Consider the following 24,194-nt stretch of genomic DNA (forward strand, 5'->3'; position numbering starts at 1 on the left):
TAACCGTTCCCAGGTGATGATGATTCAGTGAGTGAGACGCCTTCCGGACACCCCCCTCAGCAGCGTCGAGCCCCCGGCGCGGTGCTCGCGTCCATCCCACTCCGCGGCCCCGACGGCCGGTTCGTGAAGGCACCCGAGGCCAGCCACCCGCCGGAGCCGCCGGAGGCCGGCACCGACGACATGGACCGCCCACCGCCGGAAGACCAGCCGCAGGGGATGTCCGACCCGCTGCCCGAAGACCGGTTCCTCAACCGGGAGCTGTCCTGGTTGGACTTCAACGCCCGGGTGCTCGCCCTGGCCGAAGACCCGGACACGCCGCTGCTGGAGCGGGCGAAATTCCTGGCGATCTTCGCGAGCAACCTCGACGAGTTCTACATGGTGCGGGTCGCCGGGTTGAAGCGCCGCCTCCAGGCCGGCCTGCCGGTGCGCGGCGGCGACCAGATCCCGCTCCGCACCCAGCTGGAGCTGATCGCGGAGAAGACGAGCGAGCTGATCGCCCGCCACTCCGGCTGTTTCGCCGAGGAGGTGCAGCCCAAGCTCGCCGCCGAGGGGATCCAGCTGGTCGGCTGGTCCGAGCTCGACGGCGCGGAGCGCGACCGGCTGCGCACCTACTTCCGGGAGGTGGTCTTCCCGGTCCTGACCCCGCTCGCGGTCGACGTCGCCCACCCGTTCCCGTACATCTCGAGCCGCTCGCTCAACCTGGCCGTGACGGTGCGCGACCCGGACGGCGGGCCGGAGCTGTTCGCCCGGGTCAAGGTGCCCAACAACGTGCCGCGCTTCGTGGTGGTGGAAAACAGCGGCCGGGTGGCCCGCTTCCTCCCGCTGGAGGAGCTCATCTCCACCCAGCTCGGCCAGCTCTTCTCCGGCATGCAGGTGGTCGAGTGCCACCTGTTCCGGGTCACCCGCAACGCCGACTTCGAGGTCGACGAGGACCGCGACGAAGACCTGCTCCAAGCCCTGGAACGGGAGCTCGCGCAGCGCCGCTTCGGCCCGCCGGTGCGGCTGGAGGTCGCCTCCACCATCTCCGACGAGATGCTCGACACGCTCGTGCACGAGCTGGACATGGACACCCACGACGTCATCCGGGTGCCCGGGCTGCTCGACCTCTCCGCGCTCTGGCAGGTGTACGACGCGGTCGACCGGCCCTCGCTCAAGGACCGCCCGTTCGTGCCGGCGACCCACCCGCGCTTCGTCGAGGGCGAGGTGCCGCGGAGCGTCTTCGCCACCCTGCGCGACGGCGACGTGCTCGTGCACCACCCGTACCACTCGTTCTCGACCAGCGTCCAGCGCTTCATCGAGCAGGCCGCGGCCGACCCCAACGTGCTGGCCATCAAGCAGACGCTGTACCGCACCAGCGGTGACTCGCCGATCGTCGACGCGCTGGTCGAGGCGGCCGACGCCGGCAAGCAGGTGGTGGTGCTGGTCGAGGTCAAGGCGCGCTTCGACGAGCAGGCCAACATCGGCTGGGCGCGCACGCTGGAGCGGGCCGGCTGCCACGTGGTGTACGGCCTCGTCGGGCTCAAGACGCACTGCAAGACCGCGCTGGTGGTGCGGCAGGAGGGCAACCAGATCCGCCGGTACTGCCACATCGGCACGGGCAACTACCACCCCAAGACCGCCCGGCTGTACGAGGACTTCGGCATGCTCACCGCCGACCCCGAGGTGGGCGCCGACGTCACCGACCTGTTCAACGTGCTGACCGGCTACAGCCGCCAGACCGCGTACCGCCGGCTGCTGGTCGCCCCGCACGGCGTGCGCGCCGGCATCGTCGGCCGCATCGAGCGGGAGATCGAGCACGCCCGGCTCGGCGGCCGCGGGCTCGTCCAGATCAAGGTGAACTCGCTGGTCGACGAGGAGGTCACCGACACGCTGTACCGGGCCTCGCAGGCCGGCGTACAGGTGGATCTGATCATCCGGGGGATGTGCATGCTCCGTCCCGGCGTGCCCGGCCTGTCGGAAAACATCCGGGTCCGTTCGATCCTCGGCCGCTTCCTGGAGCACTCGCGGATCTTCCGGTTCGGCAACAACGGCTCCACCGAGTTCTGGATCGGCTCGGCCGACCTCATGCACCGCAACCTCGACCGCCGGGTGGAGGCACTGGTGCAGGTCACCGACCCGACCGCGCGCGACGAGCTCGACCAGGTCATCGCGCTGTCGATGAGCGACGAGTGCGAGGCGTTCGAGCTGCAGCCGGACGGCACGTGGATCCGCCGCCACGGCGAGACCCACCTCCAGGAGGCCCTCCTGCGCCGCGTGCTGGGGGCATCGAAGTCCCGCACTGAGTAGGCTGATCGAATGCTGGAGGAGGAACGCAAGTACGAGGTGGAGCCGCGCTTCACGCTGCCCGATCTGACCCCGTGCCTGCCCTCCGGCGGCCGGGTCGAGGAGCGGCAGCCGGTCACCCTCACCGCCACCTACTACGACGCGGCCGACCTGCGCCTGGCGCGGGCCGGTGCCTCCCTGCGGCACCGCAAGGGCGACGCCGAGCCGTGGACGGTCAAGCTGCCCGCCGACACCCCGGGCATCCGCCACGAGATCTCCCGCGGCGGCGGCCCCGGCGCTCCCCCGGCCGACCTGCTCGCGCTCGTCACGGCGTACTCGCGGGGTGCGCAGCTCGAGCCGGCCGCGGTGGTGCGCACGCTGCGCCGGGCCTACGAGCTGCGCGACGGCAACGACCGCGTGCTCGCCGAGATCGCCGACGACGCGGTGTCGGTGCTCGACGGGCGCAAGGTGAAGTCGAAGTTCCGCGAGATCGAGGTGGAGCGCAAGGGCGGCGGCCGCAAGCTGCTCGACCGGGTCGAGGAGGCGCTGCGCGACGCGGGCGCGGTCGCCGGCGGGTTCACCCCCAAGTACGTGCGCGCGCTCGGCGACGCCGCGGCCGGCCCGCCCGACCTGGTGCGCGCCGGTGAGCTGCCACGCAAGCCACGGGCCGGCGAGGTGGTCACCGCCGCCATCCGCAAGGGCATCGACCGGGTCCTCACCCACGACCCGCTGGTGCGGCTGCGCGCCCCGGTCGGCGAAAACGACACGGCGGTACACCAGATGCGGGTCGGCTGCCGGCGGCTGCGCAGCGACCTCAAGACGTTCGGCCCGCTGGTCGACAGCGGCTGGGCCAAGCCGCTCCGCGACGAGCTGGGCTGGGTGGCCGGGCTGCTCGGCGGCGCCCGCGACGCCGAGGTGCTCCGCGCGCGGCTGCGCCGCACCGCCTCCGCCGACCCGCTCAGTCCGCCCGACGAGGCGTCCGTCGCGCGGATCGACGCCGACCTCGCGGCCCGGCACGAGGAGGCGCTGGTCGCGCTCGACGAGGGGCTCCGCTCCGACCGGTACGCCAAGCTCGTCGACAACCTCGTCGCCGCCGCCCGCGAGCCGCACCTCACCCCGCTGGCCCGGGAGCGGGCGGTCGACGTGCTGCCCAAGCTGGTGTCCCGGCCGTGGCGGACGTTCGCGCTCGGCGCCAAGGGTGTCGACGGCGCGGCCGACCTCGACCCGTACGCGCCGGACACGCAGTGGCACGCGGTGCGCATCAACGGCAAGCGCGCCCGCTACGCCGTGGAGGCGGTCGCCGGCGTGCTCGGCGGCGCGGCGCCCGAGCTGGCCAAGGCGCTCGCCGGCGTGCAGGACCTGCTCGGCGAGCACCAGGACGCGGCGACCGCCGCCGAGACGTGGCTGTCCATCGCGATGTCGGACCCCGACGACCACTCGCTCGCGGTGACCGCGGGCCGCCTCTTCGAGCGTGAGCGCACCGCGATCCGCACGGTGCGCGCCGAGTTTCCCGAGGCCTGGCGAAAGGCGGCGAAGCCCCGGATGACAGATTGGCTTCCGTAGGCCCGATCCGGGCCGCCGGCGGTGTCGTCTGGCGGCCCGGCGCCCGCGGCGGTGTCGAGGTGTGCCTGGTGCACCGGCCGCGCTACGACGACTGGTCACTGCCGAAAGGCAAGCTCCACGCCCGCGAGCATCCGCTCGCCGCCGCGGTGCGCGAGGTCGAGGAGGAGACCGGGGTACGGGCCCGGCCGCAGGTCCGCCTGCCGTCGGTGCGCTACCGGCGTGAGGGCCAGCCGAAGGTGGTCGACTACTGGTCGATGCGCACCCTCTCGGCGGCCCGCTTCTCCCCCAACTCCGAGGTCGACCGGCTGCGCTGGGTCTCGCCGGAGACGGCGGCGCGCACGGTGTCGTACGAGCACGACGCGCGCGTGCTGCGCCACTTCGCCAGCCTGCCTCGCGTCACCTCGGTGGTCGCGCTGGTACGGCACGCGCTCGCCGGCAAGCGCGGCACGTGGAGCGGGCCGGACAGCGCCCGCCCGCTCGACCAGGGCGGGCGCGCCCAGGCGCGGGCACTCGCCCCGATCCTGGCCCAGGTGGCGCCGGAGCTCGTCGTCTCGGCCACCGCCCGCCGGTGTACGCAGACGGTGGAGCCGCTGGCCGCCCGGCTCGACCTGCCGGTCGAGGTGGACTCGGTGTTCGACGAGCCGAAGCCGGGGCAGGATCCGGCCGACGTCGCTGTCGCCGCCGCCCTGCGCCTCGCCGAGCTGGCCACCGAGTGCCCCGCGGTGGTCGTGTCCAGCCAGGGCAAGGTGATCCCGCCGGCCCTCGCCCGCCTGTCCGGCCTGGGCTCCGCGAAGGCATGGGCCACGCCGAAGGGGAGCGGCTGGCTGCTCGCCTTCGCCGGCACCCACCTGGCCGGCGCGGACCGCCTGGCCGGGTGAGGGGTACCGGCGCCTCGCTCCCAGGAGGGAGGCGCCGTGTCGCCGGTGCGGGTGATACTTCGAGCGTGACCTGGCTGACGGCGCTTCGCGAGCGCACCGCAGCGGTGCCCCCGCACGTGGTCGACGTCGCGATCGCGCTGCTCTGCTACGTGCTGCTGGCGATCTCGGCGACCGGTCACAGCGAGACCCACCCGCTGGCCCTGCTGCTGGCCGCCGTGGCGACCCTGCCGCTCGTCTGGCGGCGCCGCTGGCCGCTGCCGGTGACCGCGGTGTGCGGGGTCGCCACGGTCCTGCTCACTCTGCTCTACGGGCTCGACGACCCGCCCTACAGCCAGCTCGTCGCGACCTACACGCTGGCCGCGCTCAGCGGTCCGCTGGCCCGGCTGACCGGTGCCGCCGGCACGGTCGTCGGCATCGCCCTCTCGTTCGTCGGCCACGAAGACAAGCTGGTCCAGCTGCCGATCGTCGGGCTGCTCTTCATCGGGGCGTACGCGTTGGGCACCGGCGCCCGCGCCCGGCACGACCGGATCGCGCTGCTCGAGGAGCGCAACCGGCGCCACGCCGAGGAGCGGGAGGCGGCCGCGGCCCGCGAGCGGGAGCGGATCGCCCGCGACATGCACGACATCCTCGCCCACTCGATCAGCCTCATCGCCGTGCAGGCCGAGGCGGGGCCGGTGCTCGTGCACTCCGACCCGGCGCGGGCCGAGCGGGTCTTCGACACGATCGGGCAGACCGCCCGCGAGACGCTGACCCAGCTCCGCCGTACCCTCGGGATCCTGCGCGGCGAGACCGGCAGCCGCGCGCCGCAGCCCGACCTCGACGGCCTCACCGCCCTGGCCGAGCGGGCCCGCGAGGCGGGCCTCGCGGTCGCGGTCGAGGAGCGCGGCGACAAGCGACCGCTCCCACCGGAGCTGGGGCTGGCCGCCTACCGGGTGGTCCAGGAGTCGCTGACCAACGTGGTGCGGCACGCCGGCGCCACGCGGGTGTGGATCCGGCTCGACTGGTCTCCCGACGAGCTGGGCGTGGAGGTGCGCGACGACGGCCGGGGCCAGACCGGCGGCGAGGGCCACGGCATCTTGGGCATGCGGGAGCGGGTCGGTGCGGTCGGCGGCGCGCTCCGCACCGGGCCAGGTCCCGGCGGCACCGGCTTCCAGGTCACCGCGACGCTACCGGTGCAGGCGCATGGCTGATCCGATCCGCGTCCTGGTGGTCGACGACCAGGCACTGGTGCGCGACGGCTTCAGCGTGATTCTGGAGGCTCAGCCGGACATCATGGTGGCGGGAGAGGCCGGCGACGGCGAAGAGGCCGTCAGCGCGGCGCTGGCGCTCCGCCCCGACGTGGTCCTGATGGACGTCCGGATGCCCCGGCTCGACGGCATCGGCGCGACCGCGCGCATCTGCGCCGAGACCGACGCGCGGGTGCTGGTGCTCACCACGTTCGACGTCGACGAGTACGTGTACGACGCGCTGCACGCCGGCGCCAGCGGTTTCCTGCTCAAGGACATGCGCCGCGACGAGCTGGTCGCGGCGGTCCGCACGATCGCGGCCGGCGAGGCGCTGCTCGCGCCGACCGTCACCCGGCGCCTGATCGCCGAGATGGTGCACCGCGGCCGGTCCGCGCCGGCCGGCCCGCGGCCCGAGGGGCGGCTGGCCGCGCTGACCGCGCGGGAGACCGACACGCTCCGCCTCGTGGCCCGCGGCCTGTCCAACGCCGAGATCGCGGCGGAGATGTTCGTGACCGAGCACACCGTCAAGACACACGTGAGCAACCTGCTCACCAAGCTCGGGCTCCGCGACCGCGTGCAGGCGGTCGTCCTCGCCTACGAGTCGGGCCTGGTCGTGCCCGGCACGGCCGCTGGGCCGGCTCGCCCCGGCGCTGGGCGCGAGGCGACCAGCCCGGACCATCCCTCGCGGGACTGAGCCGCGACTCCACTCCTGGCGGCGATCCGCGGGGAGGGTGTGCCGGACGAGCATCGGCACCATGCTCACCTCAGTCACAGGATTCGCGATCCGGCGGCCACGCATCGTCGTGGTGGCCTGGATTCTCGCACTGGTCGCCGGCTTCGGCATCGGCATCGGCGTCTTCGAGCGCCTCACCGCAGACATCGGCTCCGGCTCCGGCACCGAGTCGGCCCGCGGCGACGACCGCATCGACGCCACCCGGCCGGAGCAGCCCGCCCTCACCGCCGTCGTGCACGGAAAGCCGGCCGGCGACCCGGCCGTGCGGTCGCAGGTCGACGCCGCGATCGCCGACGTACGCGCGATCCCCGGCGTCGTCGAGGTCAGCCCGCCCCAGCCGTCGGCGCGCACCGGCGAAGGGCTGATCGTCAGCGTCACGCTCCGGTCGGGCGACGAGACCGAGGCGGCCGAGGCGGCGGCCGAGCGGCTGCGCGAGATCTCCGCCGCGCAGGTCGCCGTCGCCGGCGGTCCGCTCACCGAGGAGGAGTACGGCACACAGGCCGAACGGGACGTACAGCGCGCCGAGATGCTGACCACACCGGTCGTACTCGTCCTGCTGCTGCTCATCTTCGGCGGGCTGATCGCGGCCGGGCTCCCGCTGCTCGTCGCGGTGGCCGGCGTGGGCGGCACGTTCGGCATCCTCTTCGCCTTCTCCGAGGTCACCGACGTCTCCGTGTACGCCATCCAGGTCACCACGATGATGGCGGTCGGCCTCGGCGTGGACTACGCGCTGCTGATGGTGAACCGCTTCCGCGAGGAGCGCGCGGTCGACCCGGACGTACGCGGCGCCGCCACCCGCACCGCGGCGAGCGCCGGCCGCACCGTGCTCTTCGCCGGGCTCACCGTCGCGCTGGCGCTGGCCGGGCTGGTGGTCTTCGCCGACCCGTTCCTGCGCTCGATGGGCTTCGCCGGCATGGCCGTCGTACTCGTCGACATGCTCGCCGCCCTCACCCTGCTGCCCGCGCTGCTGGTGCTGCTGGGCCGCCGCATCAAGCCGGCCAAGGCTCCGCGCAACGGCAGTGGCTTCTTCGCCCGCGTGGCGCGCGGGGTGCAGCGGCGCCCGGTCGCCACGGTGCTCGTGACCGCCGTCGCGCTCATCTTCGTCGCGCTGCCCGCGCTGAACCTCCGGCTCGGCCTCGGCGATCCGCGTATGCTGCCGACCGACTCGGGTACCCGGCAGCTCTACGACGTACTCACCGTTCACTACCCGGAGGGAAACGCGCCGGAGCCGATCGAGGCCGTCGCCGCCGCACCCGCGGACGACCCGGGCGTCGCCGCGCTGCGCGAGCGGATCGCCGGCGTCGACGGTATCGCGCGGGTCGAGGCGGTGCCCGCCGGTGCGGACCTGACGGTGCTCAACGCGTACCCGGTCGACATCACCCCGTCGGACCGGACGAAGGGCGCGGTGACCGTGATCCGCGACCTGCCCGCGCCGTTCGAGGTATGGGTGACCGGCGACGCCGCGCGCCTGGTGGACTACGAGTCGATGCTGGTCGAGCGGGCGCCGTGGGCGATCGGTGTGGTGGTGCTCGGCACGCTGCTGCTGTTGTTCGCCTTCACCGGATCGGTGGTGCTGCCGCTCAAGGCCGTGCTCACCAACGTGCTCAGCATCGGCGCCGCGCTCGGCGCGGTGGTGTGGGTGTTTCAGGAGGGCAATCTGGCCGGCCTCTTCGGCACCGAGGGGTTGGGCTACCTCAACCTGACCGTGCCCGTACTGGTCGCGGCGATCGCGTTCGGGCTCTCCGTGGACTACGAGGTCTTCCTGCTCTCCCGGATCCGCGAGCGGTGGCTGGCCGGCGTACCCGCCGATCGTGCGGTGGCGGAGGGGATCCAGCGCACCGGGCGCATCATCACCTCGGCGGCGCTGCTGCTCGTGGTGGTGTTCGCCGGGTTCCTGGTCGGCGGTTTCGTACCCATCAAGGGAATCGGCCTGGGGCTCGTGCTCGCCGTCGCGCTCGACGCCACCGTGGTACGGATGCTGTTGGTACCGGCCACGATGACGCTGCTCGGCCGCTACAACTTCTGGGCGCCCGGCCCGCTGCGCCGCCTGCACAAGCGGATCGAGGTGACCGAGGAGTCGCCCGTGGAAAAGGAGACCGTGCTGGTCTGAGCCGGGCACAGAGAAGGAGGGCACCCCGTTCGCGGGATGCCCTCCTTCGCCGCTTGCTCAGCGCTTCGGCGCGGCCTTGCGGGCCGGGGCCTTCTTCGCGGGGGCCTTCTTGGCCGCCGCGCTCGCGCGGGCGGTGGTGCTCTTGGTCGCGGCCTTCTTCGCCGGGGCGGCGGCGGCCTTCTTGGTCGCCGTTGCCTTGGCGGGGGCAGCGGTCTTCTTGGCGGCCGTGGTGGCCTTGGCGGTCGTGGTCTTCGTGGCGGTGGTCTTCTTGGCGGCGGCCACCTTCGGCACCTTGCCGCTCGCGACCATCTCCTTGAAGCCGGCACCGGCGCGGAAGGCCGGGACCGAGGTCTTCTTCACCTTCACCGCCTCGCCGGTGCGGGGGTTGCGAGCTGTTCGCGCGCCGCGGACCCGCTTCTCGAAGACGCCGAAACCGGTGATCGCCACCCGATCGCCCTTGGTGACAGCCTGCTGGACTTCAGCCAGCACCGCGTCGAGCGCCGCCGTCGCCGCCTTCTTGTCCCCCAAGCGGGCGGCGAGCGCCTCGATGAGCTCGGCCTTGTTCACGTTTTCCCTCCCGTACTTAACTTCGGACTCAACTCGAGCCCATTCTGCGCGCACCGTATGCCCTTTGCCCAGTCTGAGCAAACATCCGCGCGAAAAAAGCCGTTGTGTCGTAACGGATTCGCCCCTGTCGGATGATCCGGCAGGGGCGAAAACGGCCAGGTACGGGCGCTGTGGGGACTACGAAACCACTGGCAGGAACGGGAGTCGACGCTCTTCGTAGGCGCTGATGGCGTCCTCGTGCCGCAGCGTCAGTCCAATGTCGTCCAAGCCCTCCATCAGCCGCCAGCGGCTGAAGTCGTCCATCGGAAACGACCAGACGCCGTCGTCGGCCCTGACTTCCCGGGCCGTCAGATCTACCGTGACCTGCGCGGTCGGGTCGCTCTCCACCAGGTCCCACAGGGCTTCCACAGCCTTGAGTTCGAGCTCGACCGGCAACAACCCTTCCTTCAAGGCGTTGCCCCGGAAGATGTCCCCGAAGCGCGGCGAGATGACCGCGCGGAAACCGTAGTCCCGCAACGCCCACACGGCGTGCTCGCGCGACGACCCGGTGCCGAACTCGGGGCCGGCCACCAGGATCGAAGCGCCCGCGTACGCGGGGCTGTTGAGCACGAACGCCGGATCCTCGCGCCACGCGCTGAACAGCCCGTCCTCGAATCCCGTACGGGTCACCCGCTTCAGGTAGACGGCCGGGATGATCTGGTCGGTATCCACGTTGGACCGGCGCAGCGGGAGGGCGGTGCCGGTGTGCACGGTGAACTTGTCCATGAATGAACTCACGCCCTAGTTCAGGTCGGCGGGCGCGGCGAGGCGGCCCACGACGGCGGTTGCGGCGGCGACCGGCGGCGAGACGAGGTGGGTACGCCCACCGCGGCCCTGCCGGCCCTCGAAGTTGCGGTTGGAGGTGGAGGCCGAGCGCTCACCCGGCTTGAGGGTGTCCGGGTTCATGCCCAGACACATGGAGCAGCCGGCGAACCGCCACTCCGCGCCCGCGTCCGTAAACACCTTGTCCAGCCCTTCGTGCTCGGCCGCCTCGCGCACGGCGGCGGAACCGGGCACCACGAGCATGCGTACGCCGTCGGCGACCTTGTGGCCGCGCAACACGTCGGCGGCGGCGCGCAGGTCCTCCAGGCGGCCGTTGGTGCAGGAGCCGACGAAGACCACGTCCACCGGGATGTCGCGCAGGCGCGTGCCCGGCTCCAACGCCATGTACTCCAAGGCGCGGCGGGCGGCCGAACGCTCGACCTCCTCGACGAACTCCTCCGGGTCCGGCACGGCGTCGTCGAGCGCGGCGCCCTGTCCCGGGTTGGTGCCCCACGTCACGAACGGGCTTATCCGCGCGGCGTCCAGCACCACCTCGGTGTCGAACGTGGCGCCCTCGTCGGTCGCGAGGCTCCGCCAGTGCTCGACGGCGGCGTCCCACGCCTCGCCCTGCGGCGCGTTGGGGCGCCCCTTCAGGTACGCGAACGTGGTCTCGTCCGGCGCGATCATGCCGGCCTTGGCGCCCCACTCGATGGACATGTTGCAAATCGTCATGCGCCCTTCCATGGAGAGCGCGCGGATGGCCGCACCGCGGTACTCCACCACGTGGCCGCGCCCGCCGCCGGTGCCCACCTTGGCGATCAACGCCAGCACCAGATCCTTGGCCGTGACGCCGGGGCCGAGCTCGCCCTCTACGGTCACCGCCATCGTCTTGGGACGCGCCTGCGGCAGCGTCTGCGTGGCGAGCACGTGCTCGACCTCACTCGTACCGATGCCGAACGCCAGCGCGCCGAACGCGCCGTGCGTCGCGGTGTGCGAGTCGCCGCAGACGATCGTGAGACCGGGCTGGGTGAGACCGAGCTGCGGGCCGATCACGTGCACGATGCCCTGCTGCGCGTCGCCCAGCGGGTGCAGCTTCACGCCGAACTCGGCGCAGTTGCGGCGCAGCGTCTCGATCTGCGTACGCGACGTGGGGTCGGCGATGGTCAGCAGATCGCCGCGGCGGCTGTTGAAGGCCGGATCCGCGTATCCGGTCGGGGTGTTGTGGTCTTCGGTCGCTAGCGTCAGATCCGTGCGCCGGACGGTGCGTCCGGCCATCCGCAGGCCGTCGAAGGCCTGCGGGCTGGTCACCTCGTGCAGCAAGTGAAGGTCGATGAACAGCAGATCCGGCTCACCCTCGGCGGATCGCACCACATGGGCGTCCCACACCTTCTCGGCAAGGGTCCTTGGTTTCTGCGTGTCTCCCACCATCTGGACATCCTAAATTCTGGGAGGTATGTTTCGGCTTGTGGGACACAGTATGAGCGGTGTCGGCGTTCTCGACAAGGCGGTGGTCATCCTGGCCGCCTGTGTCGACGGCGCCAGCTTGGCCGAACTCGTCGAGCGCACCAAGCTGCCCCGGGCCACCGCGCACCGGCTGGCACAGGCCCTGGAAATCCACCGGATGCTGGTGCGCGACACCCAAGGCCGGTGGCGCCCGGGGCCACGCCTGGGCGAGCTCGCCAACGCCGCACCCGACGTCCTGCTGACCGCCGCCGAGCCCCTGCTGTCCGCGCTGCGCGACGCGACCGGCGAGAGCGCGCAGCTCTACCTGCGCCGCGCCGACGAGCGCATCTGCGTGGGCGCGGCCGAGCGCGCCAGCGGCCTGCGCGACACCGTCCCGGTGGGCGCGGTGCTGCCGATGACCGCCGGCTCCGCCGCACAGGTGCTGCTCGCCTGGGAGCCGCCCGAGGCCGTGATGCCGTTGCTGCCGCGGTGCAAGTTCACCGGCCGCACGCTGGCCGAGGTCCGCCGGCGCGGCTGGGCGCAGAGCGTGGCCGAGCGCGAGGCCGGCGTGGCAAGCGTTTCCGCCCCGATCCGCGACCGCACCGGCCGGGTCATCGCCGCCATCAGCGTCTCCGGCCCGATCGAGCGCCTCGGCCGCCGCCCCGGCGACCGCCACGCGATGGCGGTGGTCCGCGCCGGCCAACGCCTCAGCGGCCTTTGACCGCCCCAATCCCGCCGCCCACCACGTTCCCGTGATCAAAGCTCCCTTCATGTCGTTCTAGCGACATGGGGGGAGCTTCGATCACAGGCAGTACCGCGACATCCGGGGTGGCACGGACCGATGCTCCCGCAGCCGCACCCCACCGCGCGCAAGGCCTTCCCTCCTTGATCGGCGTCGAGATCGGCCAGCAGCCAGCAGATCGTGGTCAGTTACTGCCCCTCCAGGGGCACCCAAGTACCACGATCACTTGCGTGATCCGAGCCGCCGCGCCGATCAAGGGAAAGCGCAGCGGGACCGGCGGCAGGCCTTTCGTAGCAAGGGCTTTCGCCGGGAGGCCGGGCCCGCGCGAGGGGTGAGCGTGACCGGCGGCGGACGGTGAGGCTGCGGGAGCGACGGTCTGGACCACGGCGGACATCGCGGTAGCTCAATGTCTGGTGAATGGCTCCTGCAACCGGAACCAGACAGGGCCCGCACCTGAGGTGCGGGCCCTGTCATCTGTAGCCCCGACCGGATTCGAACCGGCGCTACCGCCTTGAGAGGGCGGCGTCCTAGGCCGCTAGACGACGGGGCCAGGACTTTCTTTTGCTCCGCTGCCGTTGGAGGACAACGGTGCTGAACTCTACCAGAGGACCAGCACCGGCGCCTTGTCGGACATCGGCTGCTGGGGTACCAGGACTCGAACCTAGACTAACGGAGCCAGAATCCGTCGGGCTGCCAATTACCCCATACCCCATCGGCACGTGCCCAAGGGGCCGCACCGAGGGGGAACTCTACCCGACCGCACGGCCGGCACCCAAATCGACCCACGGGTCAGTCGAGCGCCACGACGGGGTTGGCCAGGTCACCGATGCCCTCGACCCGCACCACCACGTTGTCGCCGGCCATGATGGGGCTCACGCCGGCCGGGGTGCCGGTCAGGATCACGTCGCCTGGCAGGAGCGTCATGACGTGCGACACGTACGAGACCAGGGTGGGCACGTCGAAGACCAGGTCCTTGGTGCGGCCCAGCTGGCGTACCTCCTCGTTGACCTCGCAGCGCACCTCGAGGTCGCCCACGTCGAGGCCGGTGGTGATCCACGGGCCCAGCGGGCAGAACGAGTCGAAGCCCTTCGCCCGGGTGAACTGCACGTCGGCCTTCTGCAGGTCGCGGGCGGTGACGTCGTTGGCGCAGGTGTAGCCGAAGATGGCGCGCTCGGCGGCCGCGCGGTCCGCCCGCCGCGCGCCGGGTGGGCCGATGACCACCGCGAGCTCGGCCTCGTGCTCGACCTGCTTGGACTGGGGTGGGAGCCGGATCGCGTCGCGCGGGCCGATCACCGAGGTCGAGGGCTTGAGAAAGAGCAGCGGCTCCTTCGGCACCTCGTTGCCCAGCTCGGCGGCGTGGTCGGCGTAGTTGCGACCGACACACACCACCTTGCTCGGCAGGATCGGCGAGAGCAGCCGCACGTCGGCGAGGGCCCAGCGCTGGGTGGTGAACGAGATCTGCCCGAACGGGTGGCCCTCGATCTCGGCGACCGTCAGCCCGTCCGGGTCGCCCTCCACGACGCCGAACGACATCCCGCCGGCATGAACGAAACGAGCGATACGCACAACCCTCAACCTACCCTGGACGGGTGCTGGTCCTGGACGCCACCGAGTGGCGCGCCCGCCGTGCGGCGCACGAGGCGCGCGTCGACGCGTGGCTGGCGCCGCACCTGGCCCGCCGCCGGGCCGGCGTCAAGCATCCGGTCGAGGACTTCCTGTTCACGTACTACTCGTATCGCCCCGCCCAGCTGCGCCGCTGGCATCCCGGCGCCGGCGTCACGCTCAGGGACGGCGAGCCGGACCGCGACTACGTCGAGACCAGCGGCGGCGTCACGCTCGACCCGACGATCGCGAAGCGCAGGTCCACCGGGTGGATCAGGGCGCTCCTCGCGAGCACCGCGGGGCGGCCGGCGAGCTTCGGGTGCTTCGGGATGCACGAGTGGGCGATGGTCTACCGGGCCGAGGGCGTACGGCACGAGCAGGTGCCGCTGCGCCTCTCCCCCGAGCAGACGGCGCGCGTGGTGGAGGAGCGCCCGGTGCGGTGCAGCCACTTCGACGCGTTCCGCTTCTTCACGCCGGCCGCCCGCCCGCTCAACCTCCTCCAGCCGACCCGCGAGGCCCAGCACGACAACGAGCAGCCGGGCTGCCTGCACGCCAACATGGACCTCTACAAGTGGGCGTACAAGCTGTCGCCGCTGGTCGAGAGCGAGCTGGTCGCGGACGCCTTCGCGCTGGCCCGTGACATCCGGGCGCTGGACATGCGGGCCAGCCCGTACGACCTGGCCGACCTCGGCTACGCGCCGGTCAAGGTGGAGACCGCCGAGGGCCGGCACGAGTACGCGCGGGCACAGCGCGCCTTCGCGGAACGGGCGGCTCCGCTGCGCGCCCGCCTCATTGCTGCCCTCGATCGACTCGACGGCTCTTCTTGAGCTCGGAGCGGCGCCGCTTTTCGTCCAGGCGCCGCTGCTTGGCCGCGCGGCTCGGCTTGGTAGGGCGGCGCGGCGGCGGTGGCGGCGCGAGCGCCGCGCGCAGCAGCTCGACCAGGCGCTCCCGCGCGGCCTCCCGGTTGGCCAGCTGCGCGCGGTGCTCGCTCGCCGCGATCGTGAGCACCCCGTCGACCAGCCGCCCCGCCAGCCGGGCCACGGCACGGGCGCGCAGGTCGGGCGGGAGGGACGGCGAGCCGGCCACGTCGAACGAGAGCTCCACCCGGCTGTCGGCCGTGTTGACGCCCTGCCCACCGGGCCCGGACGAGCGGGAGAAGCGCTCGCGCAGCTCGCCGTCGGGGATGAGCAGGCGGTCGGTCACGCGCAGGTCGTCGGGCACGCCTCTAGTTAAGCGCGTTCACCGCCCGCGCGATGACCAGGATCACGATGAGGAACGACACGCACGACTGCACCAGCATCGCCAGCTTGGCCCAGCGGGCCAGCGGCATCGTGTCCGTGGGGCTGAACGCGGTGGAGTTGGTGAAGGCCAGGTAGAGGTAGTCGACGTAGAGCGGCCGCCACTCGTTGTGGGTGAGCTCCGGCGTGGTCATCTGCGGAAAGAGGAACTCCGGCGTGATCTTGCGGGCGTTGGCCCGGGCGGCGGGGCCGCCGCGGTCGGTGAGCCAGTACCAGACGGAGAAGACGATCACGTTGGTGAACCAGATGATCCCGCCGCTGAGCAGCACCTTGCCGGGGTCCTCCGCCGGGCCCCGGACGAGCACCAGCACCAGCCGGCCGGTGGACCAGAGCAGCGCCAGGGTGGCCGCGGCGACGAGCGCGATGCCCATCATCCGCAGCGCCGCCGACTCGCGGTCGATCCGGAACGGGTTGACGACCAGCAGGCCGAGCAGCAGCCCGACCTCGACGGCGGGAAGCACCCACTTCGGGTCGAACGCCAGCTCCTGTGGCGTGAGGAACTGCAGCGCGATGGCGAGGGCGATCGCGAGCGCCACCGGCCAGCGGTGTTCACCCTGGTGCGGGCGCTTCCAGGCAGGGGGCTGATCGGTCACGCGTCCATTGTGTACGCGATGACCGATTGACAACGCTGTAACGCCTTCCTATCGTGATTGGAAAGCGCTTTCCAGTCACGAGGGTCTGCCACCTCGCCTACACCCACGAAAGGCAGACCCCGCATGCCCCGAGCCCATGTGCTCCGGCCCGCCCTCGCCGCCGCGCTCGTCGTGGCCGGCCTGACCGTCATCGCCCCGACCGGCGCCGCGCGAGCGGCGCAAGCCACCCCGACCGCGCCGGGCGCGCCCGCCCAGGCCGCGGAGAGCGCCCCGACCGGCTTCGCCGCCGTCGACGCGCTCGGGCAGAACGGCACCACCGGCGGTGCCGGCGGCCCCACGGTCACGGTCACCACGACGGCGCAGTTCCTCGACTACATCGCCCGCTCCGGCCCCTACGTCATCCAGGTCTCCGGCACCATCACGCTGCCCACCGGCACCAGCGACGGCATGCACGACGTCACCTCGGACAAGACCATCGTCGGCCTCGGCGCGAACGCCCGCCTGGTCGGTGGCGGCCTCAACATCGGCGTACCGGTGGACGACGACGTGACGAGCCCGCCGGCGAACGCCGTACACAACGTGATCATCCGGAACGTCGCCATAACCGGCGCCACCGACGACCTGATCAACGTGCAGATGTTCAGCCACCACGTGTGGATCGACCACAACGACCTCTCGAACGGCGACGACGGCGCGGTCGACATCAAGCGCGGCTCGGACTACGTCACGGTCTCCTGGAACCGCTTCTACGACCACGACAAGACCACGCTGGTCGGGCACGACGACGACAACGCCGCGCAGGACACCGGCCGGCTGCGCGTGACGTACCACCACAACTTCTTCGACGCCTCGGACCAGCGCAACCCGCGGGTGCGCTTCTCCCCGCTCGTGCACGTCTACAACAACTACTACGACGACAACAGCTACGGCATCGCGTCGACAATGGACTCCGGGCTGTGGGTCGAGGGCAACTACTTCTACAGCGTCAACAACCCCGGCCGCGTCGACTTCAGCGGCGACCTCGGCCGGATGGTGCAGCGGGACAACATCCTCGTGGACTGCAACCACGCCATCGAGGTACGGGGCAGCGTGCCCGACCCGCGCACCTACTACCCGTACACGGCGGATCCCGCCTCCACCGTCCCGACCGTCGTGCCGGCCGGCGCCGGCGTGGGAAAGATCTGAGGTGCGTGCCATGAAGCTCCGCCTGCCCGCGATAGCCGTCGCGGCCGCCACTCTCGTCGCCTTCGTCGCCCCCACCGCGCCCGCGCGGGCGGCCGACCCGGCGCCGATCGGGTTCGCCTCGCTCAACGCCCTCGGCCAGAACGGCGTGACCGGCGGGGCCGGCGGGCGCACGGTCACCGCGACCAACGCCACCGAGTTCCTGGACTACATCGACAGCACCGAGACGCTGACGATCCAGGTGGCCGGCAAGATCGACATCACCAGCAAGCAGGGGGTACGGCCCAACAAGACGATCATCGGGGTCGGCACCTCGGGGCACATCGACGGCGGTGGGCTGGACTTCTACCGCTCGTACAACGTGATCGTGCGCAACCTGCGCTTCACCAACGCCGAGGACGACGCGGTCAACGTCGGGCAGCAGTCGCACCACATCTGGATCGACCACAACTCGTTCTCCGGCGCGGTCGACGGCTCGATCGACATCGTCCGCGGCGCCGACTACGTGACCGTGTCGTGGAACCACTTCGACCACTCCGACAAGAGCATGCTGATCAGCCACTCGGACGGGGCGTCCGGAACCGACGTCGGCCACCTGAAGGTGACCATCCACCACAACTTCTTCGACAACAGCCGGCAGCGCCACCCGCGCATCCGCTTCGGCGAGCCGGTACACGTGTTCAACAACTACTTCCTGAACAACGAGCTCTACGGTGTCGCCTCGGTGCAGCAGGCCGGCGCGGTCGTGGAGAACAACTACTTCGAGAACGTGCCGTACCCGTGCTTCTCCGCGAGCGGGTACGCGGACAGCGGGCCGGGCCGGCTCGTGCACCGGGGCAACACGTTCGTCAACTCGGGCACCTGCGAGGCGGCCGGATCCGTTGTGGAGCCGCGCACCTACTACTCGTACACGATGGACAGTGCGGCCAGCGTGCCGTCGATCGTCCGCGGCGGAGCGGGATACGGGAAACCACCCAACGAAAATGCTCCGCTTCGCTCCACATTTACGCCGGGGCCCGGGAAGATCAGCTGAGCGGTGAGACCGACGGCGCGGGCGCGTCGTCGGTGCGGTCCCGGGCCGGCAGCCAGAGCACGAACGTGCTGCCGGCCCCGAGCGTCGAGAAGACCGACACGTGACCGCCGTGCGACTCGGTGATCTGCCGCACGATGGCGAGGCCGAGACCCGTACGGCGGTCGCGGGACGGGTGCGCCCCACGCCAGAAGCGGTCGAAGACCCGGGGCTGGTCGTCGTCGGAGATGCCCGGCCCCTCGTCGGCGATGGCGAGCCAGAGCCAGCCGCCCTCCTGCCCGGTCGCCACGGCCACCGTGCCGCCCTCGGGTGACAGGCGCACCGCGTTCGACAGCAGGTTGCCCGCCGCCCGGCGCAGCGCGTCGTGGTCGCCGATGAGCATCAGGTCGCCGCGCACGTCGTACCGGATGCGCACGCCGCGGTCGGCGGCGATGGCGGTGAAGTCCTCCCCGGCCTCGCGCGCGACGGCACCGAGGTCCACGTCGGTGTCGGCGAGCGCGACCGCGTTGCGCCGCGCGGTGGCCAGCAGGTCCTCGACCAGCCGCGACATGCGCGTGGTGGCCCGGTCGATGACCCGGACCGCCCGCTCCCGCTCCGGCTCGGTGGCGTCCGGCGCGTCCATCAGCGACGCGTCGAGGTTGGCCCGGATGACCGCGAGCGGGCTGCGCAGCTCGTGCGAGGCGTCGTCGATGAGCTGCCGCTGGGCGCGGAACGCCTCGTCCAGCCGGTCGAGCATCGAGTCGATCGTGTCGCCCAGGTCGCGCAGCTCGTCCCGCGGGCCGCTGAGCCGGATCCGCCGGGACAGGTCGGTGGCCTGGATCTCCCGCGCGGTACGGGCGATCGCCCCCACCGGCCGCAGCGCCCGCCCGGAGAGCACCCAGCCGATGCCGAGGCTGGCGACGAAGAGGCCGCCGAGCGCGATCAGCGAGTAGTTGCGCATCGTCTCCAGTGTGCTGAAGTTGACCGCCGACTCGATCTCGTCGACCTCGGCCACGGTCATCGTGCCGGTGCGTACGCCGTACTTGTAGACGCCCGCCTCGTACGACTTGGTGATCGGCTTGGGGTCGGTGGTGCGCTCCACCGCGATGTACGTGACGACGAGCCCCGCCCCGGCCAGCGCGAAGAGCAGCGTCGAGTAGAGCACGGTGAGCCGAAAGCGGATCGTGCGGACAAAACGCATTACGACTCCTTCAACCGGTAGCCGCGACCCACGACCGTCTCGATCGCCTCGCCGCCCAGCTTGCGCCGCAGCGTGCCCACCGTCACCCGTACCGTCTGCGTGAACGGGTCGGCGTTTTCGTCCCACACGTGCTCGAGCAGCTCCTCCGCCGAGACCACGTGCCCCGGGCGGGTCATCAGGTACTCCAGGACGCCGAACTCCTTCGGCGTCAGGTGCAGCGCCTCCCCGCCCACGCTCGCCTCGTGCCGGGCCACGTCGAGTCGGACGTCGCCGACCTCCAGCACCGCCGTGCCGCCGCCGGTGTCGCGGCGCAGCAGCGCGCGCACCCGGGCCAGCAGCTCGGCGAGCGCGAACGGCTTCACCAGGTAGTCGTCGGCCCCCTCGTCGAGCCCGCGCACCCGGTCGTGCAGCGCGCCCCGCGCGGTCAGCATCAGCACCCGCAGGTCGCTGCCGCCCTCGACGGGCACCTCGCCGCGCCGGATCGCGTGGCACACGCCGAACCCGTCGGCGTCGGGCAGGTTGATGTCGAGCAGCATCAGGTCGTACGCGTTGACGGCCAGGCGGTCGTACGCCTGCGCCGCGTCGCCGGCCACGTCCACCGCGTAGCCGGCGCGGACCAGGCCGAGGCGCACGGCCTCGGCCAGGTCTTCTTCGTCTTCCACAACGAGCAGGCGCATGGCTCGACGCTATCCGCCGCCGCTGATGATTCGCTGCGCCGCCTGCTGGGCCTGCTCGATCGGGATGGCGAAGCCGATACCGATGTTGCCGCTGCCCTCCAGTGTGGCGATCGCGGTGTTCACGCCGACCACCTCGCCCCGGGCGTTCACCAGCGGGCCGCCGGAGTTGCCGGGGTTGATCGAGGCGTCGGTCTGGATCGCGTTGCGCCGGGCGCCGGTGTTGCCGAGCCGCACCTGGCGGTCGAGCGCGCTCACGATCCCGGCGGTGACCGTGCCGGAGAGCCCGAGCGGCGAGCCGACGGCAAGCACCGGCTCGCCCACCCGGGTGGTGCCGGGCTGCGCCAGCGCGAGAGGGCGCAGCCCGGACGACGGATCCACCCGCAGCACCGCGATGTCGCTGCCCGGGTCGCGGCCGACCACCTCGGCCGGCAGCCGCCGCCCGTCCGGGCCGACCACCGTGACCGAGCCGCCCCCCTCGACCACGTGGTTGTTGGTGATGATGTGGCCCTGGTCGTCCACCGCGAAGCCCGAGCCGCCCGAGTTTCCCACCCGGACCTGCACGACCCCGGCGAGCGCGGTCGCGGCCGCGCCGACCAGGTCGTTCGGCACGCCGCCCTGAGCCGCCGGCGGCGCCGTGGTGGCCGGCGCGGGCGGCGAGGGGGTCGGCCCGGGCGCGGCCTCGTCGTCCGCCACCACTCCGCCGGCGATCGCGCCGGACGTCGCGGAGACGGCCACCACCGCGAGGCCCGCGAGCAGCAGGCGCGGCCACCGCGCCGGGTCACGCTTGACGACCTCCCCTGGTACGCCGGGTCGCGGCGCGCCCCACGAGTCCAGGTCTGGCGAGACGAAGCCGGGCCCGCGCGGTTCACCGAGTCCCTTTAGGTCAGTCACGTCACCCTCCACTATGGAATGCGTGAGAACCAGAACATCGACGCGGCCGCCGCCGCCAGCGCGAGCACCAGCCCGACGCCGATGAACCGGGCCGAGACGTCCTGCCGCTCGGTGGTGTACCCGACCGAGCTGCCGATGTCCTCGTACACCGAGCGGAGCTCGTCGGAGGTGCCGGCCTCGTGGTACGTGCCGCCGGTCTGCGCCGCCACCGCCTCGAGCGTCTCGCCGTCCACCGGCACGCTCATCCGGCGGCCGGCCCCCTCGATGGCGCCCGACTCGGTGCCGAACGCGATCGTGTCCACCGGTACCCCGGCCGTGGTCGCCTCCGCGGACGCCTCCTCCGGGTCACGGCCGGCCGTGTTGGCGCCGTCGGAGAGTACGACCACACGGGCCGGCGGCGGCTCTTCGGCGGCCTCCGCGTCGAGCGACTGGATGGAACCCAGCGCCGCGTAGATCGCCTCGCCGATCGCCGTACCCTGCTCGCCCGCGCTCCCCTCCTCCAGCCGGTCGATGCCGTTGTACATGGCCGTCCGGTCGGTCACCGGCGCCACGAACACCGACGCGTTGCCGGCGAAGCCGACCAGCCCGACGTTGAACTCCTCGGGCAGCCCTTCGACGAAGTCGCGCGCCGCGGACTTGGCCGACGACAACCGGTCCGGCGCCACGTCGGTGGCCAACATGGACAGTGACACGTCCACCGCCACGATCACCGTGGCCCGCTCGCGCGGCACCCGCACGTCGTCGCTCGGCCGGGCGAAGCCGACCACGAGCAGCGCCATCATCGCCAGGAACAGCGTGGCCGCGACGTGCCGCCGCCACCCCGGGCGCCTGGGCGCCACCCGGTCGAGCAAGCGCAGGTTGGTAAACCGCACCGCGTACCGGCTGCGGCGGCGCTGCAACACCAGGTACAGCGCGGCTATGGCGGCTACGCCGACGAGCAGCCAGAGCCGCACCGGACTTTCGAAACTCACGATGCTCCCCCCGTTCCTCTCTTCGGTGTGGCGGCCATCGCGAGGCGGCGCTGGGCGTACACATGCCGCACGATGTCGGCCACCCAGTCCCGGTCCGTCCGAAGTGGAAGATGAGCCGCGCCGGCCCGGCGCAGTGCCCGGCGCACGGTCTCCCGCTGGGCGGCCGCCGCCGCGGCGTACCGCTCCCGCAGCCGCCGGTCGCTTGTGGACACCTCGCGCCGCTGCCCGCTCTCCGGGTCGACCAGCGTGATCAGGCCCACGTCCGGCAGCTCCAGCTCCCGCGGGTCGGCCACCTCGACGGCGAGCACCTGGTGCTTCACCGCCACCCGGCGCAGCTCCTCCTCCCAGTGCGGCCGGGCCTCGGGGTCGTCCGACTCCGGCAGGCCGTCCAGGAAGTCCGAGACCACGACCACCAGACCCCGCCGCAGCGCCGACCGCCGCAGGCCCGCGATCGCCTCACCCAGCGCGGGTGGCTGGGTTCCTTCACCCCCACGGGGTACGGCGAGCAGCGTGCGCAGCAGGCCGAGCAGGTGCGTACGCCCGGTGCGGGCCGGGAAGCGCCGGATCGCGTCGACGCCGAGCAGGTGCGCGCCGAGCCGGTTGCCTGACCCGGCGGTCAGGAAGCCGACCGCCGCGGTCGCCGCCACGGCAAGCTCCCGCTTTTCGATCTCGGCGGTGCCGAAGTCCATGCTCGGCGTGGCGTCCGCGAGCAGCCAGGTGGTCAGCTCGCGGTCCGCGTCGACCTCGCGGACGTGCGGCACGGTCGTACGCGCGGTGACCGCCCAGTCCATGCGGCGCACCTCGTCCTCGCCCGGCCGGTACTCCCGGCTGCCGGCCAGCTCGCTGCCGGCTCCGGGGAGCAGGCCGAGGTACTGGCCGTGCAGCAGCCCGTCGAGCCGCCGGGTGATGGTCAGCTCCAGCCGCCGCAGCCGCCGTTCCGGGGCCAGCTCGTGGATGGACGCGTACCCCTCGTTCATGTGGCTCCGTCCCGGTGGGCGACCCCCGCGAAGGTCATGCGGCGGCTTTCTCGGCTTGGTGCGGTGCGATCCGCGGCGGTGGCACCGCCTCGACCAGCCGGCGCACGACGGTGTCCGCGCCCACCCCGTCGGCGACCGCGTCGAACGACAGCACCAGCCGGTGCGACAGCACGTCGACCGCCAGGTCGGTGATGTCGGCCGGGAGCACGTAGTCGCGCCCCCGCAGCAGCGCCAGCGCCCGTGCCGCCGCGACGAGGCCGAGGGTGGCCCGCGGGCTCGCGCCGTACGCCAGCCGCGACTTCACGTCACCGGCGCCGAACCGCTCCGGCTGCCGCGTGGAGACGACGAGCCGCACGACGTACTCGGCGAGCGCGTGGTGCACGAACACCCCCCGCGCCAGCTCCTGCAGCCCGCGCAGGCGCGCCGGGTCGAGCACGGTGCGCGGTTCCGGCCGCGTCGTGCCCATCCGGTACAGGATGCCCAGCTCCTCCTCGTCGGTCGGGTAGTCCACCACGACCTTCATCAGGAAGCGGTCCCGCTGCGCCTCCGGCAGTTGGTAGACGCCCTCGGACTCGATCGGGTTCTGGGTCGCCAGGACCAGGAACGGGTCGGGCACCGGGTAGCTCCGCCCACCGATCGAGACCTGGCGCTCGGCCATCGCCTCCAGCAGCGCGGACTGCACCTTGGCCGGCGCGCGGTTGATCTCGTCGGCGAGTACCAGGTTGGCCATCACCGGCCCCAGCTCCACGTCGAAGGTCTCCTTCGACGACCGGTAGATCCTGGTGCCGACGATGTCCGAGGGCACCAGGTCCGGCGTGAACTGGATCCGGTTGAAGCTCCCGCCCACCGCGGTCGCCAGCGTCTGCGCGGCGAGCGTCTTCGCCACGCCGGGCACCCCCTCCAGGAGGCAGTGCCCGTCCGCCAGCAGCGCGGTGAGCAGCCGCTCGACCAGCCGATCCTGCCCGACGATCACCCGCTTGACCTCAAACAAGGCCTGTTCGAGCTGGACGTGCGGTGGCGTCGCCTCGAGGTCGGCCAGGGTGAGCGCGTTCTCGGTCACAGGTTCTCCTGAGCCGACGCGCTGCCCTCGCCGCCGTTCTTCTCCGGGCAGTCCACGGCCGACCCGCCGGCCCCGCTGCCGTCCTCCACGATCTTGACCGTCGTGCCCGCGCTCCCGCTGTCGTCGGCGGCGTACGCCACCCCACCGGCCACCGCGACCGCGGCGACCGCACCGGCGAAGCTCAGACCCACGATTGTCTTGATCCGCATTGATCTCGTCCCTCCGTCGACCCGCCACTGTGTCCGCGCCGCACTGTGTGTGCCGGCCCCCCTGTGCCGCGCGCTTGCGGACGGGCGCCCGCGTTCCGTCAGCTGGGGGGCAGCACCACGGGCGCCCGCATATGCCCATGGCACCAGGAGTGCCCGAAAAACAGCCGAAGACCGCCGAGCGACTCCTCAGCAACCAGAC

23 protein-coding genes and 2 tRNA genes are annotated in these 24,194 nt (G+C 72.2%); 10 read left to right on the forward strand and 15 right to left on the reverse strand.

The genetic code is table 11. The features are described 5' to 3' along the window. Positions 1–27 precede the first annotated feature (27 nt). The 6 genes from RB614_RS31910 to RB614_RS31935 all read left to right on the forward strand — a co-directional run bounded on the left by RB614_RS31910 (position 28) and on the right by RB614_RS31935 (position 8,772). A complete protein-coding gene (locus RB614_RS31910) occupies positions 28–2,286 on the forward strand; it encodes an RNA degradosome polyphosphate kinase (protein ID WP_428983150.1) in 2,259 nt (752 codons plus the stop codon). A 9-nt stretch (positions 2,287–2,295) separates the two neighbouring features. Beyond that, positions 2,296–3,825, forward strand: a complete 1,530-nt coding sequence (locus RB614_RS31915; protein ID WP_308716398.1) for a CYTH and CHAD domain-containing protein — start codon at positions 2,296–2,298, stop codon at positions 3,823–3,825. Further along, positions 3,813–4,703 carry an NUDIX hydrolase gene (locus RB614_RS31920; protein WP_308716399.1) on the forward strand — a complete coding sequence of 297 codons (891 nt, stop codon included), beginning with the start codon at positions 3,813–3,815 and terminating at the stop codon, positions 4,701–4,703. Before RB614_RS31915 ends, RB614_RS31920 begins: the two co-directional genes overlap by 13 nt. 65 nt (positions 4,704–4,768) lie before the next feature. After that, the gene (locus RB614_RS31925; RefSeq protein ID WP_308716400.1) at positions 4,769–5,893 is read left to right on the forward strand and encodes a sensor histidine kinase; all 1,125 of its coding nucleotides are present in this window, start codon (positions 4,769–4,771) and stop codon (positions 5,891–5,893) included. Continuing rightward, positions 5,886–6,623, forward strand: coding sequence for a response regulator (locus RB614_RS31930; RefSeq protein WP_308716401.1), 738 nt, complete (start codon positions 5,886–5,888; stop codon positions 6,621–6,623). The genes RB614_RS31925 and RB614_RS31930 overlap by 8 nt, the downstream gene beginning before the upstream one ends. Before the next feature lie 61 nt (positions 6,624–6,684). Then, positions 6,685–8,772 (forward strand): MMPL family transporter, encoded by a 2,088-nt coding sequence (locus RB614_RS31935; protein ID WP_308716402.1) that lies wholly within the window; start codon positions 6,685–6,687, stop codon positions 8,770–8,772. A 57-nt stretch (positions 8,773–8,829) separates the two neighbouring features. On the opposite strand, the gene RB614_RS31940 is transcribed toward RB614_RS31935, so the two are convergent. From RB614_RS31940 to leuC, 3 genes are all read right to left on the reverse strand, one after another. Continuing rightward, a complete protein-coding gene (locus tag RB614_RS31940) occupies positions 8,830–9,339 on the reverse strand; it encodes an HU family DNA-binding protein (protein ID WP_308716457.1) in 510 nt (169 codons plus the stop codon). Positions 9,340–9,516: 177 nt separating this feature from the next. Then, on the reverse strand, positions 9,517–10,104 hold the full coding sequence (gene leuD / locus RB614_RS31945) for a 3-isopropylmalate dehydratase small subunit (protein WP_308716403.1): 588 nt from the start codon (positions 10,102–10,104) through the stop codon (positions 9,517–9,519). A 15-nt stretch (positions 10,105–10,119) separates the two neighbouring features. After that, positions 10,120–11,568: a 3-isopropylmalate dehydratase large subunit gene (gene leuC / locus RB614_RS31950; RefSeq protein ID WP_308716404.1), complete on the reverse strand. Its 1,449-nt coding sequence runs from the start codon at positions 11,566–11,568 to the stop codon at positions 10,120–10,122. A gap of 49 nt (positions 11,569–11,617) precedes the next feature. Between leuC and RB614_RS31955 the strand changes: the two genes are divergently transcribed. After that, positions 11,618–12,304: an IclR family transcriptional regulator gene (locus RB614_RS31955; RefSeq protein WP_173159014.1), complete on the forward strand. Its 687-nt coding sequence runs from the start codon at positions 11,618–11,620 to the stop codon at positions 12,302–12,304. A gap of 498 nt (positions 12,305–12,802) precedes the next feature. Here RB614_RS31955 and RB614_RS31960 read toward each other — a convergent pair. The 3 genes from RB614_RS31960 to RB614_RS31970 all read right to left on the reverse strand — a co-directional run bounded on the left by RB614_RS31960 (position 12,803) and on the right by RB614_RS31970 (position 13,891). Continuing rightward, positions 12,803–12,875 (reverse strand) — tRNA-Glu (locus RB614_RS31960). A gap of 90 nt (positions 12,876–12,965) precedes the next feature. After that, positions 12,966–13,037 (reverse strand) — tRNA-Gln (locus tag RB614_RS31965). 77 nt (positions 13,038–13,114) lie between these two features. Beyond that, a complete protein-coding gene (locus RB614_RS31970) occupies positions 13,115–13,891 on the reverse strand; it encodes a fumarylacetoacetate hydrolase family protein (protein ID WP_308716405.1) in 777 nt (258 codons plus the stop codon). A 23-nt stretch (positions 13,892–13,914) separates the two neighbouring features. Here RB614_RS31970 and RB614_RS31975 point away from each other — a divergent pair, with 23 nt between their 5' ends. Further along, complete coding sequence (locus RB614_RS31975; RefSeq protein ID WP_308716406.1) at positions 13,915–14,754, forward strand: 3-methyladenine DNA glycosylase; 840 nt, start codon at positions 13,915–13,917, stop codon at positions 14,752–14,754. Here RB614_RS31975 and arfB read toward each other — a convergent pair. Further along, a complete protein-coding gene (arfB, locus tag RB614_RS31980; protein ID WP_308716407.1) occupies positions 14,717–15,148 on the reverse strand; it encodes an alternative ribosome rescue aminoacyl-tRNA hydrolase ArfB in 432 nt (143 codons plus the stop codon). The genes RB614_RS31975 and arfB overlap by 38 nt on opposite strands. A 4-nt stretch (positions 15,149–15,152) precedes the next feature. Further along, the gene (locus RB614_RS31985) at positions 15,153–15,818 is read right to left on the reverse strand and encodes a hypothetical protein (protein ID WP_308716408.1); all 666 of its coding nucleotides are present in this window, start codon (positions 15,816–15,818) and stop codon (positions 15,153–15,155) included. 123 nt (positions 15,819–15,941) lie between these two features. Here RB614_RS31985 and RB614_RS31990 point away from each other — a divergent pair, with 123 nt between their 5' ends. Together RB614_RS31990 and RB614_RS31995 are read left to right on the forward strand one after the other, a co-directional pair. Continuing rightward, positions 15,942–17,003 (forward strand): pectate lyase family protein, encoded by a 1,062-nt coding sequence (locus RB614_RS31990; RefSeq protein WP_308716409.1) that lies wholly within the window; start codon positions 15,942–15,944, stop codon positions 17,001–17,003. A 10-nt stretch (positions 17,004–17,013) separates the two neighbouring features. Then, positions 17,014–18,033, forward strand: coding sequence for a pectate lyase family protein (locus RB614_RS31995; protein WP_308716410.1), 1,020 nt, complete (start codon positions 17,014–17,016; stop codon positions 18,031–18,033). Here the strand turns inward: RB614_RS31995 and RB614_RS32000 are convergent. The 7 genes from RB614_RS32000 to RB614_RS32030 are packed head-to-tail and all read right to left on the reverse strand — an operon-like array spanning position 18,026 to position 23,995. After that, on the reverse strand, positions 18,026–19,210 hold the full coding sequence (locus RB614_RS32000; RefSeq protein WP_308716411.1) for a sensor histidine kinase: 1,185 nt from the start codon (positions 19,208–19,210) through the stop codon (positions 18,026–18,028). The genes RB614_RS31995 and RB614_RS32000 overlap by 8 nt on opposite strands. Continuing rightward, entirely contained in the window at positions 19,210–19,887 is a 678-nt protein-coding gene (locus tag RB614_RS32005) for a response regulator transcription factor (RefSeq protein ID WP_308716412.1), read from the reverse strand. The genes RB614_RS32000 and RB614_RS32005 overlap by 1 nt, the downstream gene beginning before the upstream one ends. Before the next feature lie 9 nt (positions 19,888–19,896). Beyond that, complete coding sequence (locus tag RB614_RS32010) at positions 19,897–20,778, reverse strand: S1C family serine protease (protein ID WP_308716413.1); 882 nt, start codon at positions 20,776–20,778, stop codon at positions 19,897–19,899. Between the two features lie 11 nt (positions 20,779–20,789). Next, positions 20,790–21,749 (reverse strand): VWA domain-containing protein, encoded by a 960-nt coding sequence (locus RB614_RS32015; protein WP_308716414.1) that lies wholly within the window; start codon positions 21,747–21,749, stop codon positions 20,790–20,792. Further along, entirely contained in the window at positions 21,746–22,726 is a 981-nt protein-coding gene (locus tag RB614_RS32020; RefSeq protein ID WP_308716415.1) for a DUF58 domain-containing protein, read from the reverse strand. Before RB614_RS32020 ends, RB614_RS32015 begins: the two co-directional genes overlap by 4 nt. A gap of 34 nt (positions 22,727–22,760) precedes the next feature. Continuing rightward, the gene (locus tag RB614_RS32025) at positions 22,761–23,786 is read right to left on the reverse strand and encodes an AAA family ATPase (protein ID WP_428983151.1); all 1,026 of its coding nucleotides are present in this window, start codon (positions 23,784–23,786) and stop codon (positions 22,761–22,763) included. Beyond that, the gene (locus RB614_RS32030; protein WP_308716416.1) at positions 23,783–23,995 is read right to left on the reverse strand and encodes a hypothetical protein; all 213 of its coding nucleotides are present in this window, start codon (positions 23,993–23,995) and stop codon (positions 23,783–23,785) included. Before RB614_RS32030 ends, RB614_RS32025 begins: the two co-directional genes overlap by 4 nt. Positions 23,996–24,194: the final 199 nt, after the last annotated feature.

The organism is Phytohabitans maris (assembly GCF_031085175.1).
GTDB lineage: Bacteria > Actinomycetota > Actinomycetes > Mycobacteriales > Micromonosporaceae > Phytohabitans > Phytohabitans maris.

What these genes read in the sequence shown, in the direction of transcription:
- leuD (WP_308716403.1), bottom strand. Translation starts at nt 10,104, where the DNA reads ATGGACAAGTTCACCGTGCACACCGGCACCGCCCTCCCGCTGCGCCGG.
- RB614_RS31990 (WP_308716409.1), top strand. Translation starts at nt 15,942, where the DNA reads ATGCCCCGAGCCCATGTGCTCCGGCCCGCCCTCGCCGCCGCGCTCGTC.
- RB614_RS32020 (WP_308716415.1), bottom strand. Translation starts at nt 22,726, where the DNA reads ATGAACGAGGGGTACGCGTCCATCCACGAGCTGGCCCCGGAACGGCGG.
- RB614_RS31930 (WP_308716401.1), top strand. Translation starts at nt 5,886, where the DNA reads ATGGCTGATCCGATCCGCGTCCTGGTGGTCGACGACCAGGCACTGGTG.
- RB614_RS31955 (WP_173159014.1), top strand. Translation starts at nt 11,618, where the DNA reads ATGAGCGGTGTCGGCGTTCTCGACAAGGCGGTGGTCATCCTGGCCGCC.
- RB614_RS31915 (WP_308716398.1), top strand. Translation starts at nt 2,296, where the DNA reads ATGCTGGAGGAGGAACGCAAGTACGAGGTGGAGCCGCGCTTCACGCTG.
- RB614_RS32000 (WP_308716411.1), bottom strand. Translation starts at nt 19,210, where the DNA reads ATGCGTTTTGTCCGCACGATCCGCTTTCGGCTCACCGTGCTCTACTCG.
- RB614_RS31995 (WP_308716410.1), top strand. Translation starts at nt 17,014, where the DNA reads ATGAAGCTCCGCCTGCCCGCGATAGCCGTCGCGGCCGCCACTCTCGTC.
- RB614_RS32030 (WP_308716416.1), bottom strand. Translation starts at nt 23,995, where the DNA reads ATGCGGATCAAGACAATCGTGGGTCTGAGCTTCGCCGGTGCGGTCGCC.
- leuC (WP_308716404.1), bottom strand. Translation starts at nt 11,568, where the DNA reads ATGGTGGGAGACACGCAGAAACCAAGGACCCTTGCCGAGAAGGTGTGG.
- RB614_RS32005 (WP_308716412.1), bottom strand. Translation starts at nt 19,887, where the DNA reads ATGCGCCTGCTCGTTGTGGAAGACGAAGAAGACCTGGCCGAGGCCGTG.
- RB614_RS31935 (WP_308716402.1), top strand. Translation starts at nt 6,685, where the DNA reads ATGCTCACCTCAGTCACAGGATTCGCGATCCGGCGGCCACGCATCGTC.